13 protein-coding genes are annotated in these 15,702 nt (G+C 46.2%); 12 read left to right on the top strand and 1 reads right to left on the bottom strand.

What is annotated here, in order from left to right; translation table 11 throughout:
- From BLV50_RS01320 to BLV50_RS01340, 6 genes are all read left to right on the top strand, one after another.
- Complete coding sequence (locus BLV50_RS01320) at positions 1–2,046, top strand: TrbL/VirB6 family protein (protein ID WP_090805378.1); 2,046 nt, start codon at positions 1–3, stop codon at positions 2,044–2,046.
- Entirely contained in the window at positions 2,043–2,351 is a 309-nt protein-coding gene (locus tag BLV50_RS01325) for an EscU/YscU/HrcU family type III secretion system export apparatus switch protein (RefSeq protein WP_063566425.1), read from the top strand. Before BLV50_RS01320 ends, BLV50_RS01325 begins: the two co-directional genes overlap by 4 nt.
- A complete protein-coding gene (locus tag BLV50_RS01330) occupies positions 2,345–2,743 on the top strand; it encodes a YraN family protein (protein WP_079694696.1) in 399 nt (132 codons plus the stop codon). Before BLV50_RS01325 ends, BLV50_RS01330 begins: the two co-directional genes overlap by 7 nt.
- 495 nt (positions 2,744–3,238) lie before the next feature.
- The gene (locus BLV50_RS32390) at positions 3,239–3,400 is read left to right on the top strand and encodes a paeninodin family lasso peptide (protein ID WP_256337823.1); all 162 of its coding nucleotides are present in this window, start codon (positions 3,239–3,241) and stop codon (positions 3,398–3,400) included.
- A gap of 66 nt (positions 3,401–3,466) precedes the next feature.
- Positions 3,467–4,687 carry a carboxypeptidase-like regulatory domain-containing protein gene (locus tag BLV50_RS01335; protein ID WP_090805381.1) on the top strand — a complete coding sequence of 407 codons (1,221 nt, stop codon included), beginning with the start codon at positions 3,467–3,469 and terminating at the stop codon, positions 4,685–4,687.
- Positions 4,688–4,957: 270 nt separating this feature from the next.
- A complete protein-coding gene (locus BLV50_RS01340) occupies positions 4,958–5,509 on the top strand; it encodes a nitroreductase family protein (RefSeq protein WP_090805383.1) in 552 nt (183 codons plus the stop codon).
- A 221-nt stretch (positions 5,510–5,730) separates the two neighbouring features.
- Here the strand turns inward: BLV50_RS01340 and BLV50_RS01345 are convergent, their stop codons facing one another.
- Positions 5,731–7,335: a YifB family Mg chelatase-like AAA ATPase gene (locus BLV50_RS01345; RefSeq protein WP_090805386.1), complete on the bottom strand. Its 1,605-nt coding sequence runs from the start codon at positions 7,333–7,335 to the stop codon at positions 5,731–5,733.
- Positions 7,336–7,862: 527 nt separating this feature from the next.
- On the opposite strand from BLV50_RS01345, the gene BLV50_RS01350 reads away from it, so the two are divergent.
- The 6 genes from BLV50_RS01350 (at position 7,863) to trmFO (ending at position 15,695) form a co-directional block, all read left to right on the top strand.
- Entirely contained in the window at positions 7,863–8,318 is a 456-nt protein-coding gene (locus tag BLV50_RS01350; protein WP_063566420.1) for a MarR family winged helix-turn-helix transcriptional regulator, read from the top strand.
- 251 nt (positions 8,319–8,569) lie between these two features.
- A complete protein-coding gene (gene sucC / locus BLV50_RS01355) occupies positions 8,570–9,730 on the top strand; it encodes an ADP-forming succinate--CoA ligase subunit beta (protein WP_090805388.1) in 1,161 nt (386 codons plus the stop codon).
- Between the two features lie 79 nt (positions 9,731–9,809).
- Positions 9,810–10,739: a succinate--CoA ligase subunit alpha gene (gene sucD, locus BLV50_RS01360; protein WP_063566419.1), complete on the top strand. Its 930-nt coding sequence runs from the start codon at positions 9,810–9,812 to the stop codon at positions 10,737–10,739.
- Positions 10,740–10,986: 247 nt separating this feature from the next.
- Positions 10,987–12,117: a DNA-processing protein DprA gene (gene dprA, locus BLV50_RS01365; RefSeq protein WP_090805391.1), complete on the top strand. Its 1,131-nt coding sequence runs from the start codon at positions 10,987–10,989 to the stop codon at positions 12,115–12,117.
- A 120-nt stretch (positions 12,118–12,237) separates the two neighbouring features.
- On the top strand, positions 12,238–14,328 hold the full coding sequence (gene topA / locus BLV50_RS01370) for a type I DNA topoisomerase (protein WP_064639074.1): 2,091 nt from the start codon (positions 12,238–12,240) through the stop codon (positions 14,326–14,328).
- Between the two features lie 23 nt (positions 14,329–14,351).
- Positions 14,352–15,695 carry an FADH(2)-oxidizing methylenetetrahydrofolate--tRNA-(uracil(54)-C(5))-methyltransferase TrmFO gene (gene trmFO / locus BLV50_RS01375; RefSeq protein ID WP_371129215.1) on the top strand — a complete coding sequence of 448 codons (1,344 nt, stop codon included), beginning with the start codon at positions 14,352–14,354 and terminating at the stop codon, positions 15,693–15,695.
- Positions 15,696–15,702 lie beyond the last annotated feature (7 nt).

A 15,702-nucleotide genomic window follows, 5' to 3' on the forward strand; every position in this document is an offset into this window, starting at 1 on the left:
ATGAATATAAGTTCCGTGATTCGTGGGCTGCTGGGAGATAGTAAACCGGGAAATGCCAAGCCACTGGAGTTAAAGGAAGGTCAGGTTGTAAGGGGTTCTGTGGTTAGTGTATCCGATGATGGAGCAGATGCGGTTCTTCAGATTCAGGGTGTACAGGTGCGTGCAAAATTAGAAACTCCGCTTCGGCCAGGTGAAACAACACTGCTTCAGGTCCAGCCTCCAGGTGAAAATGGCGTAACGGTAATGAAACCGCTGACGGGTACATTGGCAGAACTGCCACAGGCATCTTTGAACAATTTGCTTCAGGAGGTAGGTTTGCCAGATACCAAGGGGAATCGGGAACTGCTGTTAGCTATGCAGCGAAGCGGATTACCTTTAACCAAGGATAATGTAGCCATGGTTCAAAATATGATGACAACCAAACCTGCACAGGTGCCTGTTGAAGAATGGGTGCAGGCAACAGGTATTGCTTTTCAGCGTGGTCTTCCGGTTACAGCGGAAACGGTAAAGGGTCTACATCAAGCTGTTTTTGGCCCGCCACTACATCAGTTGTTGAAGGGTTTGGCTGAACAGCTGGAGTCCATGCTGACACAAACCGCGGGTAAAACGCTGCCGACTGGTGAACAGGCAGCTACGGTTAAGAATAACATTATGGCTGGAGTGCCTGTACCGTTAAACGGAGAGCTGGCGGGAGAAACGGTAGCTGCGTCAGGCAGTAACCGTCAGGTAGGAGGGGCAACCGGATTGTCCGCGCAACTCGTGCCTGGTGCAGTCGCTGGTGATGCTCAAATGGCAGATGGATCTGTGGATACTGCTGGTGGCGCGGTTAAAGGCAATGGACAGACTGGTGCAGGAAATGCAGAGAATACTGGGCTTAAAGCAGGGGCCAGCCATGTTGAAACTGCTGGCAAGGTGGGTACAGGTATTCCGGCAGGAACCGGAATACCTGGTGAGAGCCCGCGTGCAACTGACGCGGGCGTTGCTGGGACCCGCCCGGGCACGACGGGGGCGGCAGTGGATGTTGCGGCTGGCCGAGTGATAGCGGGCCAGCCTGAGGGTGGCGCGGCCGGGCGAACCGACGGCCGCGCTGAAACGCCTGCTGCTGCGGGGCATACCGCTTCCGCAGCAGGGCAGGCGGCGCCAGCAGCTCCATCGGCAGCGCAGCTGGCGCCCAAGCTGCTGGCGCTGCTGGACGCGCTGCGCAGCGCGTCCACAGCCGCACCGTCACAGCCGGGTGCGGCGACACATGCCGCCCCTGCATCGCAGGGCGGCTCGGTGGCTGCGGCTGCCGGAGGCGTGCCGCAGCCTTTGCCAGCCGGCGCGGATGCGCTGCCGGCTGGCGGTAGTGCCGCAGCACCTGCGGGAGCTGCGGCGGCGCCTGTCACCCACGAGGGGGACCCGTGGGTGGGGCGCGTGTTGAAGCTGCTCGGTGCGGAGCACGAGCAGCAGGCAGTGCACGGCGCGGCTGCGCAGGCGCGCGTGGGGGATGTGGCGAGTCCGGGAACCGCGGACACGCTAAAGGGCTTGCTGCTGCAGCTTGCCAGCAGCGAGGGTGCACCTGCGGCGCTCAAAGATGCCGCCGGACAGGCTGTGCAATTTCTAACAGGTCAGCAGTTATTGCTAACAACAGATCGCAGTGCTACCTTTGCCCAGATGCACTGGTTTATCCCCATTACCGGTCCTGACGGAGAAGAGACGGCTTCCGTTCAGATTCAATCACGCCGTGGGCAACGCGGTGAATTGGATGCATCCAACTGCCGCCTTTGGTTTGATCTGGACATGAAAAGTCTTGGTCCAACGCTGGTGGATGTGCATGTTGTTAATAATATCGTCAGTCTGCGTGTACTTAATGACGGCGAAGGAATGGGACCGCTCTTGGAAAGTGGGCGCGAAGAGATCCATAAGGCGCTGGACAAGCTGGGTTATCAGTTGTTGACTTTCAAGGCGGAACCCTGGCCTGTTGGCCAGGAACCGGGTGCCGAACGGAAAATGACTGCCTCGGACTACAGTCCTGAACGATACAAAGGGGTGGACATGCGGGTATGAAAGAGGATTCGCAACCGGACCTGATGTCCAAAAAGGCCGTTGCTTTAAAATATGTACCTGGTGAGAGCGAAGCACCAGTGGTCGTAGCCAAAGGCCGTGGCAAAGTGGCAGAAGCCATTCTGGATAAAGCCAAGGAAAATGGTGTGCCTGTTCAGGAGGATGCTGCACTTGTCGAAGTGCTTTCCAAACTGGATTTGGATGAACAGATCCCGTCGGAACTGTATCAACTGGTGGCCGAAGTGTTGACCTACATTTATCGTGCTGACCGTCTGGCTTCTGGACGAGAGGAAGAGGAATCATGGTAGAGCACAGATCAGAACAGGGTCCAGCTTCAAAACTGACACGTCAGCAAAAAGGGCGATTGGGTGAAGAAGCTGCTTGCGACTGGCTTCGTGAGCATGATTATCGCATTTTGAAGCGCAATTGGCGCTGCCGAAGCGGAGAGATTGATATCGTTGCTTCCCATGAAGGCATGATTATTTTTATTGAAGTCCGCAGTAGAAGTGGAACTGGACTGTATGGAACACCCCAGGAGTCGGTAGATATTCGTAAAATGCAGCAGGTACGTGCAACTGCATCTGTATATTTGCAAATGACGGGAGAGACAAATCATCAAATTCGTTTTGATGTGATCGCAGTCATGTTGGATAAAGCAGGCGAAGCCGTTTCGGTCGATCATATCATTAATGCATTTTGAGTTCCTACTATACGCGATTCTTCTGATGTGTTAACCCACAAGAAAGACACTTGAAAAAGTGACTCTCTTGTGGGTTATTTTTTTGGCAGGTTATAGGATAGAAAGAAATTAAGGAAATAGCTATTTCACATGCAGTAAAAATGATACAATTCGTATCTATAAGTGCAGGTAATTAAAATTATATTTGGAGTTAATATTTCCTTTTTCCGATCGTTAATGGACTACATCTAATTAATAATTCTCTAAATAAGAGCTCAAACGATATGTTTGAATTCAGTATACGAAAATGAGTTGCCTGTTATAATGTGCACTCTTTCTCCTTACCATGTATGCCCTTTTACAAGTTCTTTCTATTCCATAAACAATGAAGCCTTGCTGTGTTTTCTAACACTGTTGCTAGTCGACAAAAAGACTGGAGCACTTAAAATAAATAGATACAAAATGTATCGTTTATAATAGAATGAGAAAAGTAAATATGAAAAAGAGGTGTGAACTATGAAAGAAATTCAATCTGCTGCGGCAAAGAAAATGAAACAGGAGTGGGTGACACCGCAATTGGAAGTGCTGGATATTAGCGAAACCATGAACGGTGGTGAAGGAATTTGGCAATATGTATGGGGCGGGGAATTTTGGAAGCTCGAAATGTTGGTCAGTTAGATAGATAAAACGAGTTCATAGGGTCACCGGACTTACTACTATATTTGGATGAGGTGAACGATTGTCATGAGTATTCAATGGAAATGGATGATTCGTTTAAGTGTGTTTTTAATATTTTTCGGGGTGTGTGGTCTGCTGTATTCTGGAACGACATATGCTGCATCCAAAAATGTTTCTGCGGAGGGGCAAGTTAATAATCTTGCTCAAACTTCAAAAATTTATGGAAAAATTACTGATATGGATGGTTTTCCGGTGAAAGATGTAAATGTAAATATTAAGATGTACACATTCGAAAACAGCGAAATAGCAACCAAAACAATTAAAACCAATTCCAAGGGAGAGTACAATTTTGAAACAACGTTAAGTGAAGGCATACGCATCAAGATTAGTCTGGTTGCCAAGGGGTACTTGGACACCGACAAAAATTATATTAGCTATTATTTGATTCCGGGAGAAACAAGGGCATTTAATTTTTCCCTCTATGAACCAGCAACAGTTGTAGGCAAAGTTACTGATCAATCAGGAAAACCAGTTGTGGGTGCTGTCATTAAAGCAACAACTGTCAGCCAGTCTGTGAAGACGGACAAGGATGGAAACTACGCAATTACAGGTATTAATCCTTATTACGCCCCTGATATTGTGGTTTCGGTTGATGCAGATGGGTATGTTCCTTACACAAAATATCTTTTTCTATATACCGGTGTTACAGAGAAGTTGAACATAACACTTCAAGAGGCCGCCAAGGTGAGTGGCTTGGTGCAAGATGAACAGGGGAGGCCAGTGGCTGGGGCCACGGTATCTATTAATAATCTTAAGATGATAACAGACAAACAAGGCAAGTATTCAATGGATCGACTGTCTCCGGGAATAAGCATAATCTCTGTTGAAGCGGATGGTTATATCAAGCAAACGATTAGGGTAACTTTGGTCAAAGGACCTAAAAATACTTTTGATTTTATTCTCAAGAGTAATGTAGACAAAACCCCTCCTGTAACCAAATATGCTTTAATTCCTCTAACAGAGGTATCCAACGGAAAACAATATATTAATGGATTTAATTTTAAGTTAAAGGCAACGGACGAAGTTGACGGATCTGGCTTGAAAATGACCCAGTACAGAATCAATGGTGGGCAATGGATCACGTTTACCGGACCAATAAAAATCTATGCTCCTGAAGTCAAAACAGTGGAGTATTTCAGTACGGATGTCGCCGGGAATCAGGAAAAGATAAACAAAATGGATTTTGTGAATGGGAAGTATGAAGGAGCAGGATCATACCCGTATTGATTAAATAGCTATCTATAATGAAAAAAAAGGCGACGTTGACTCTAAGAATTCCTCCGCTGGGGAAGAGTCGAAGTCGTCTTTTTGCATCCTAAATAACTAGAACGAGATAATGTTATCCACATTCCTTTGAATCCAATGAACCGATCAGTGTATAATCAGGATTGTAATCTAGTTTTGTTGCACTGTTTGATTTTTCATAAATGAGTTGATTCGCATCGCAGGCTTGAACTGCGGTCATGGATAATTTTTTATAATCTGGGAGGCATGGTCATGAGTAAATCTACCCAAACGGGTAACGTTGTAAGAGAAGCCATTCAAAATCGTCGTACCGTCAAAAAGTTTAAAAAAGAAGCTGTCCCCACACAGCAGATTATTGATTTGTTGGATACAGCCGTATGGGCACCCAATCATAAATTGCGTGAGCCGTGGCGGTTTTTATTGTTTAGCGGAAGTGGACTGAACAAGCTGGCAGACGCTATTGATGCAGAGATGGGAGAGGATAACAAGTTCTCTGCCAATATCAAACAGGTCCCTTCCGTCATGCTTGTCGTTATGGAAGAAGATCCGCGCCAGAATATCTGGGATGAAGATTTTGCTGCAGTGAGTGCATTGGTACAGAACTTTCTACTCGCTGCATGGAGTGAAGACATTGGTACGTTCTGGGTAACCAAGCCTTTCTTGTACGGACCAAAATTCCGTAAGTCCCTTGGCGTTCAGGCTGGGGAAAAAATTATCGGCATGGTTTACATGGGGTATCCAGATGTTATTCCTTCTGCCAAAGAACGTACACCAGCCAAGGATAAGCTGACTATATTTGAATAATTGATATCTTGTTCGCCACTTATTCAAAAGAAGATGTTCTATGAAAAACCCCTGCACATATCCCTCCTATACAGAGGAAATTTATGCAGGGGTATTTGACTTGTTAATTTATATAACCTTAAGTTTGAAATCTACAGATATCTCGTTTGAACCTATCATAATGTTGAATGGTGAAGGCACGTATTTCCCCTTATAGCATTTATCGCCTGGATGACTCTCGCTCAAAATAAATTCAAATCCAGTTGACGATACTGTATCGCCTCAGCCACATGAGCTGTCAAAATGACGCCTTCATGGTCCAAGTCTGCGATCGTCTGGGCCATCTTAATAATTCGATCATGTGCACGCATGCTCAGGTTCAGTGCTTGCAGTGTCTGCTGGAGCAGTTGGTCTGCTTCTTCAGGCAGACTGATCGTTCGGCGCAGAAGAGTTCCTGATAACTGACTATTCCAGCGAACTGAACTATTAACATATCTTGCAGCCTGAATATGATGAGCATGAATGACTTTGGCCTGCATTTCCGCAGATGAAGGAGACGCGCCAGCCTTGCGCCACTCCCCAGGAGGAGGAACTTCGACCTGAAGGTCGATGCGATCTAGTAGTGGTCCCGAAATTTTGGCACGGTACGCAGCCACGCGTGCAGGACTGCATATACATCTTTGATCCTCCGATTGGGCAGAGAGATATCCGCAAGGACAGGGATTCATAGAGCAGGCGAGCATAAATTGTGCTGGAAATGTGAACGCGGCTCTCGCCCGACTAATGGTGACTTTACGATCCTCCAATGGTTGTCTTAGCACTTCTAGGACTTGCCGCTGAAACTCAGGCAGCTCATCCAGAAACAATATCCCCCGGTGAGCAAGACTTACCTCGCCCGGTTTGGGGATGCCGCCGCCTCCAATCAGACCTGAAGTAGATATCGTATGGTGTGGAGAGCGAAAGGGTCTATCTGCGATGAGACCATTCGAGGTATCTTTAAGCTTGCCTGCGGCACTTAGCACTTTGGTTACTTCCAGCGCTTCGTCTTCGGACAATGGTGGGAGAATCGTAGGCAGTCGTTTAATTAACATCGTTTTCCCTGTTCCTGGTGGTCCGACGAGCAGAATATTGTGCATGCCTGCTGCGGCAATCATGAGTGCACGCTTTACGTGATGTTGTCCCAGAACATCACTATAATCATCGTCCAACGATGGAGATCGCATTGGACGCTCATGGCGCTCCATATCACCGACATTGGGATGCAGAGCAGACAGATGGGCGTAATCTTTTAAAACAACAGGCCCGGTATTCTGCAGCAGTTCTTCCTTGTTCTTTGAATTCGTTTCCTGTTCAGGTACGATATCTTGCAAGTGACGAATACCATATATCTGGATACCCCGAATTAGCGAAGCCTCTTCCAGATTATCGGCGGGCAGAAGAAAGGAGGGAAAACCTAGCCGTTTCGCCAAATCTACCATGGATAAAATGCCAGGCACAGATCTCACTGAACCGTCCAATGCCAACTCACCCACCACCAATGTCCGTTCCTGTGCAGGAAGTACTAGCTGACCACTTGTCGTAAGTAAACCAATAGCAATGGCAAGATCAAAAGAAGATCCTTCCTTGCGCAGATCAGCGGGGGCCAGATTAATCGTAATCCGCTGCAAGGGATACTGGTAACCACAGTTTTTTATAGCGGCACGAACACGTTCAACCGCTTCACGAATAGCCGAATCCGGCAATCCGATAATAGACGTCTGGGGTAGCCCATTCGACAAATCTGTTTCCACTTCAATTAAAACGCCGTCAATTCCATATAAACAGGCACTATGCAGTTTTCCGTACATAATAAAAGAAACACCTCACTTCGTCCTTGGCGCGCATAATACACGCCAGTCTACGAATTAAGGTGCTTCCTCAGCTTCTAACAAGCATTTTATATAAAAGAAATCAGGGCGTCAACCCGTCATTGTCATAGCTGCTGTATATCTATCCCTGACTCCTAAATTTTTTGCAGTTACCGCATGAAGTTTCTAGCAGAAGTATAGAATGTTCAGTTCTGAATCAATGTCGCACTGTTAGGAAAAAAGGATGTAGACGCTGGTTTAGTTGTTTCAACATATCAATAGTTTTTTGTTACGTTGTCATATGATTTCGATCGTATATACCCCAAATTATATTTTATACAATTCAATTTAACACTATTAAATTGAAAAGTAAAATCATTTGTGCTCAATTATTCTGTTTTTCTTCTAATTTATGATAAGATAGATGAAGGGCTCCTTATAATTCGCCGAATTATAGCGGATATAACAGTTGTAAGCCTCTATTATTAAGGTATATAGAATGCACAATAGGTAGGTGAGACAGTTATATGCAGAATGAAAGTTTGAAGCTGGATAACCAATTATGCTTTGCCATATACGCTTGTTCACGTGAAATTACGAAGATGTACCAGCCCTACCTTGAGGTGCTTGGTGTAACTTATTCTCAATACTTGGTCTTGATGGTATTGTGGGAACGTGAAGAATGTACGGTTAAGGAAATCGGAGAGGCACTTTACCTCGATTCAGGGACTTTGACGCCTCTTCTGAAACGTTTGCAGTCAGCAGGACTTATTCATCGTGAACGTTCAGCTCAGGACGAACGGAAAGTATTGATTACCCTTACAGACGCTGGGCGGGAACTTCGCCATAAAGCCTTGTCTATACCTGAAGCGATTCAGGAAGATGCATGTCTGAATAGTTCAGAGTTTGAATCTCTACTGGGACAGTTCAAAGGCCTTCTGGAGAAAGTCCATCAGACCAATACCAAAGTAGCCAGAAAATAAAATGCATCATTAGTAATACTATTAAAAAAACCTTGGCTTATTAGCTAAGGTTTTTTCCATTAATATCCAAGCATTCACAATATGGGATCATACCCATATCAAAATACTGTCTATTAACCATTACTTTTTTAAGGAAAGCGTTTTAAAAACATGTTACAATGAATTGGGTTTAAGTGAAAATAGTCAACATTTGTCTTTTGTTAGTCTACCAACCCGCCTTGTTGCAGTCATGTTGATAGGAGGATTCGAGAATGAATATCCATGAATATCAAGGAAAAGAAGTACTGAAACAGTATGGAGTCACCGTTCCAAACGGAAAGGTTGCTTATACAGTCGATGAAGCGGTTGCGGCCGCAGAGGCACTGGGCAGTCCAGTGACTGTAGTCAAAGCGCAAATTCATGCAGGTGGCCGGGGGAAAGCCGGCGGTGTGAAAGTAGCGAAAAGTATCGACGAAGTTCGTGCTTACGCATCCGAAATTTTGGGGAAAGTATTGGTAACACACCAGACTGGATCTGAAGGTAAAGAAGTGAAGCGTCTTCTGATTGAAGAAGGATGCGATATCCGCAAAGAGTATTATGTGGGTGTTGTTGTGGACCGTGCCACAGGCCGCGTCGTAATGATGGCTTCCGAAGAAGGCGGTACAGAGATCGAAGAAGTAGCTGAAGCTACACCTGAGAAAATTTTCAAAGAAATTATTGACCCTGCAATTGGATTGCAAGTGTTCCAGGCACGTAAACTGGCCTACAGCATTCGTATTCCGAATGAATTGGTGAACAAAGCAGTTAAGTTTATGCTTGCGTTGTACAAAGCATTTGTCGAAAAAGATTGCTCCATCGCTGAGATCAATCCACTTGTTGTTACCGGAGATGGAAACGTTATCGCGCTGGATGCAAAATTGAATTTTGATTCCAACGCCTTGTTCCGTCACAAAGACATTCTGGAACTGCGTGACCTGGATGAAGAAGACGAAAAAGAAATCGAAGCTTCCAAATACGACCTGAGCTACATAGCACTTGATGGCAACATCGGCTGTATGGTCAATGGTGCGGGACTTGCGATGGCGACGATGGATATCATCAAATACTATGGCGGCGACCCGGCTAACTTCCTCGATGTTGGGGGCGGTGCTACAACAGAGAAAGTGACCGAAGCTTTCAAAATCATTTTGTCTGACGCCAAAGTGGCGGGTATTTTCGTTAACATTTTTGGCGGCATTATGCGTTGTGATGTCATTGCCAATGGTGTTGTTGAAGCCGCGAAGCAGCTTGGCCTGACTAAACCGCTGGTTGTTCGTCTTGAAGGAACTAACGTGGAGCTTGGTAAACGTATTTTGGGTGAATCCGGCCTGAATATCGTTCCTGCTGATTCCATGGCCGATGGTGCACAGAAAATTGTTGCCCTCGTAAAATAAGTTCATTCCTGGGCAAATTGCTGCCTTAGTTCCGGAGCTGTCCGGCACTTGAAAAATAACCGTAAGGATGTGAAGCAACGTGAGTATTTTGATTGATAAAAATACAAAAGTCATTACGCAAGGCATTACGGGTTCAACGGGAATGTTCCACACGAAGGGCGCATTGGACTACGGAACCCAGATGGTAGGTGGCGTTACACCGGGTAAAGGCGGAACCAATGTTGATATCACGCTGGAAGATGGCAAAGTAGTCAGTCTGCCGGTGTTTAATACAGTACAGGAAGCGAAGGAAGCTACTGGCGCAACAGCGAGCGTCATCTACGTTCCTCCGGCATTTGCAGCGGATTCCATCATGGAAGCTGTTGACGCAGAGCTGGATCTCGTGATCTGTATTACAGAAGGTATCCCGGTACTTGATATGGTCAAGGTTGACCGCTTCATGGAAGGAAAAGATACCGTTCTGATCGGACCAAACTGTCCGGGTGTTATTACACCAGGTGAATGCAAAATCGGCATCATGCCAGGTTATATTCATATGCCTGGTCACGTTGGCGTGGTTTCCCGTAGTGGAACACTCACCTATGAAGCCGTTCATCAATTGTCTGCGCGTGGAATTGGACAATCTTCTGCTGTGGGAATCGGTGGTGACCCGGTTAAAGGATCCGAGTTCATTGATATCCTGAAACGGTTCAATGAAGATCCGCAGACACGTGCTGTTATCATGATTGGTGAAATCGGTGGTACGGCTGAAGAAGATGCTGCAGAGTGGGTACGCGATAACATGACCAAACCGGTAGTTGGCTTCATCGGTGGTGTTACGGCGCCTCCAGGCAAACGTATGGGTCATGCGGGTGCTATTATCTCTGGCGGTAAAGGTACAGCCAAAGAAAAAATTGCAAAACTGGAATCTTGCGGAATCAAAGTTGCTCCGACGCCAGCTGAAATGGGCTCGACTCTTGTGAGCGTACTTGAAGAACGCGGAATTCTGGATTTGTGCACGACACATTAATTCTTTTTCGTTATAATAGAAGAAACGGTGCAGGGAAATTATTTTTCTGGTGAGCCGACTATTGATAATGCGGAAAAGGTAAGCAACCTTTTGTCCTGAACAGGGCGAAGGGTTGCTTTTTTGCGTTTTTTTACGGGGTATAAAAGGGAGCTGTTGTCTGCCTGTAAGAGTAAACGCTTGCAATCCGTTGTCACTTAACACACAATATGAGGGAAGATTTTCTTCCCGCTATGGGAGGTTTCTGATTATGGAAGAGAGATGGATTTTGGTTGGACTGCATGAAACGGATGGTATTGGTAAGAAAACAATCTCGAAACTGCTATCAGGACAACATCAATTGACGGATTTTCTAGATTATAAAGAAGGAGATTGGATTGCCGCGGGTTTACGCAAGGATCAGGCTGTGCGTCTAACCAAGCAATTCAATATCGACTGGATTGAGCAGAGAAAAGAGGGTGTTTATAAACAGGGAATTGAGATCGTTACATATCTGGATCAAGACTACCCCATATTAATGAAGGAAACCGTTCAGCCACCCTGGGTAATGTACGGTCGAGGAGATATGAATCTGTTGCACGCTCAATCCATTGCAATGGTAGGAACACGTATGCCTACTGTATACGGACGTAAAATTGGTGAAAAGCTGGCAGAGCAACTATGCAAGGCAGGGCTGACCATTGTAAGCGGGCTTGCCAGAGGAATAGATAGTGTGTGCCACGATGCAACTCTTCGTGCAAACGGCAAAACCATTGCGGTATTTGGGACAGGAATTGATAACATCTATCCGCCGGAAAATACAAGTCTTGCCGAACGAATTGCCGAAACAGGGCTGCTTTTATCAGAATATCCTCCGGGTACACGTGCGCGTCAGGGATTATTCCCGGAACGTAATCGGATCATTGCAGGGTTAACTCTCGGTACGCTAGTCGTTGAGGCTGATATCCGAAGTGGATCACTCATTACAGCAGATGCTGCACTCGAAGCGGGAAGAGACGTGTTTGCAGTCCCAGGTCCCATTACATCTCCCAAAAGCCGAGGCTCGCACAATCTGATTCGTCAGGGGGCAAAATTGGTGACCTGTGCCACAGATTTATTGGAAGAGTTTCGATTGGACTTGCCAAAAGCCGAGCAACTTCCTTACAATAGAGGACGTTCGGCGGAAAGCAGTGAAACTTCCAATCAAGGAATATTCCCTGTCGTAAAACTATCTTCAGATGAACAACGTGTTATTTATCTGCTAGAGCAGGAAGAGCAATCACTGGATCAACTTGTGGAACAGCTCAACTGGGATTTTGGACATTTGCATTCAGTTCTGTTATCTTTAATCATAAAAAAGCAGATTAGCCAATTACCTGGAACCAAATACGCGAGGGTATGACGATGCTGCGATCAAGGCAGCATGTGAAAATAGATTATTAGCGGAAGTTAGTCCTGCTGCTAATGAAGTATGAATCATAAAAACAAGCAGCAGTTTCATGACTGAGAGGAGGATGGACCTATGGCGGATGCACTCGTAATCGTGGAGTCGCCCTCAAAGGCGAAGACGATCGGCAAATATTTAGGCAGCAAGTTCATCGTCAAAGCTTCGATGGGGCATGTACGCGATTTGCCAAAGAGTCAGATCGGCGTTGAGGTAGAGAATGATTTTAATCCGAAATATATTACGATCCGCGGTAAAGGTTCAATTTTAAAAGAACTGAAGGATGCACGAAAGAAAGTGAAAAAAGTGTATCTCGCAGCTGACCCGGATCGCGAAGGTGAGGCTATTGCTTGGCATTTGGCCCATGCACTTGAACTGGATGAAACTGCGGATTGCCGAGTAGTATTTAATGAAATTACGAAACAGGCTGTCAAAGATGCGTTCAAAACGCCGCGTAAGATCAATATGGATCTGGTTAACGCGCAGCAGGCCAGACGTATTCTGGATCGGCTTGTAGGATATAAAATTAGTCCGTTATTATGGAAGAAAGTCAAAAAAGGATTGTCCGCTGGCCGCGTTCAGTCTGTGGCCGTCAAAATCATTTTGGATCGTGAAAATGAAATTAATGATTTTGAACCGGAAGAGTACTGGAGCATTACTGCCAAACTGACAGCGGACGGAAATCCGTTTGAAGCCAAGTTCCATCAGTTGAACGGTACCAAAACCGAACTTGGCAGTGAGGCAGAAGTGCAGGCCATTTTAAAACAGATCGAGGGCGCTTCTTTTACAGTCAAAGAAGTTAAAGAGAAGGAACGCAGCCGTAACCCTTCTGCTCCGTTTACAACGAGTTCCTTGCAGCAGGAAGCCGCACGTAAATTGAATTTTAGAGCTTCCAAAACGATGTCTGTCGCCCAACAGCTGTATGAAGGCGTAGACCTCGGAAAAGAAGGCACAGTCGGTCTCATTACGTATATGCGTACGGACTCTACCCGAATTGCAGCATCGGCTCAGGAAGAAGCCAAGGAATACATTATTGGCAAGTACGGTGAGCCATTTGCACCAGAGACGCCTAGAAACTATTCCAAAAAAGCAGCCAATGCTCAAGACGCGCATGAAGCGATTCGTCCAACGTCGATTTTGCGTGATCCGGATTCCATTAAATCGTTTATGAGTCGTGATCAATTCCGGTTGTACAAACTGGTTTGGGAACGTTTTATAGCGAGCCAGATGTCATCTGCCGTTCTGGATACACTCTCCGTGGACATTGCTGCAGGAGATACGATTTTCCGGGCAGCGGGTTCGAAAGTTCGTTTCCAGGGATTCATGAAGGTGTATGTAGAAGGTAACGATGACGGTACAACGGAAGAAGATCGTCTGCTGCCTCCGCTGAAAAATGGAGATGTGCTGGAGAATCGGGAGATCGAGCCGAAACAGCACTTTACACAGCCGCCACCACGTTATACGGAAGCAAGGTTGGTTAAAACACTTGAGGAGCTGGGCATAGGGCGTCCGAGTACATATGCGCCAACGCTGGAGACCATTCAGAAGCGCGGATATGTTGCTATTGAAGAGAAGAAATTCATGCCAACGGAACTGGGCGAACTGGTCATCGAACAGATGGAGGAGTTCTTCCCGGAGATCCTGAATGTGGAGTTTACCGCCAACATGGAAGGTGATCTTGACCATGTGGAGGAAGGGTCGGAGGATTGGGTCAAAGTACTCGCAGAATTCTACGAATCTTTTGAGAAACGGCTTGAGTTTGCAGAAGAAGAAATGAAAGAAATCGAGATTGAAGATGAAGTATCGGATGAAATATGTGAGAAGTGCGGCAAACCGCTTGTTTATAAGCTGGGTCGTTTCGGCAAGTTTCTCGCATGTTCCGGGTTTCCGGATTGCCGGAATACCAAACCGATCATCAAGGATATCGGTGTGACTTGTCCGAAGTGTAAGGAAGGGCATGTTGTTGAGCGCCGCAGTAAAAAGGGACGGATTTTCTATGGTTGCGACAAGTATCCTGAATGTGATTTTGTATCATGGGATAGACCGTCAGCGAAACCATGTCCAAGTTGTGGATCACTAATGATTGAGAAACGGAACAAACAGGGAACACGATTACAGTGTACTTCATGTGATCATCAAGAGCCGGTAGAGGAACCGGAAGAAGATTGAGCGGATTAGCATAATGGGGGTAAATGATTTTGACGAATGAACAACAAGTAACCGTTATCGGTGCCGGGTTGGCAGGAACAGAAGCAGCTTGGCAGATCGCAAGTCGCGGTGTGCGCGTAAAACTATACGAGATGAGACCGGTTGTGAAAACACCGGCTCACCATACAGATAAATTTGCAGAACTGGTATGCAGCAACTCGCTTCGTGCGAATGGGTTGACTAACGCAGTCGGTGTATTGAAGGAAGAAATGAGAATGCTCAATTCTCTGGTATTGGGTGCAGCAGACCGTCATGCTGTTCCAGCAGGTGGAGCACTTGCTGTGGACCGGGACGGATTCTCAGGCGAGATCACATCTACACTTCATGAGCATCCACTCATCGAAGTAGTTAATGAAGAGCTGACTTCTTTGCCGGAAGACGGAATCGTTGTTGTTGCAACGGGGCCTTTGACTTCACCAGCATTGTCAGAGCAAATCAAGGCTCTTATGGGTGAAGAATACTTCTACTTCTATGATGCGGCTGCGCCAATTATCGAAAAAGATTCCATTGATATGAATAAAGTTTATCTGGCTTCACGTTATGACAAAGGCGAAGCAGCGTACTTGAACTGTCCGATGACAGAAGAGGAATTCGATGTATTCTATGAAGCGTTAATCACAGCGGAAGTTGCTCAACTGAAAGAGTTTGAGAAAGAAATTTACTTCGAAGGCTGTATGCCAATTGAAGTCATGATGAAACGTGGTAAACAAACGGCTTTGTTTGGTCCGATGAAACCTGTAGGACTCGTCAATCCGCATACTGGAGAACTGCCTCATGCTGTTGTTCAGCTTAGACAGGACAATGCAGCAGGAACGCTGTACAATCTGGTCGGATTCCAGACGCATCTGAAGTGGGGAGAACAAAAGCGTGTCTTTTCTTTGATCCCTGGACTTGAAAATGCGGAATTCGTCCGTTATGGCGTTATGCATCGTAATACATTTATCAATTCTCCCAAACTGCTTCGTCCAACGTATCAGTTCAAAGAGCGTCCGAACCTGTTCTTTGCAGGTCAAATGACGGGAGTAGAAGGTTATGTAGAATCTGCGGCATCCGGTTTGATCGCGGGTATGAATGCAGCCAAAGCAGCGCTTGGACAGGAACTGGTGGTATTGCCGGTGGAGACCACGCTGGGCAGTATGGCACAATATATTACAACAGCTGATTTCAAACACTTCCAGCCAATGAACGCAAACTTCGGATTGCTGCCGAAGCTGGAAACTAAAATACGCAACAAAAAGGAAAAGAATGAAGCACTTGCGCAGCGTGCACTGGACGGCATTGCCCGTTTTGCAGCAGCAGAAGGTCTAACCATTCCGGAACGCGTGTAAATTAATC

This window comes from Paenibacillus sp. 276b (assembly GCF_900107875.1).
Lineage (GTDB): Bacteria > Bacillota > Bacilli > Paenibacillales > Paenibacillaceae > Paenibacillus > Paenibacillus marchantiae.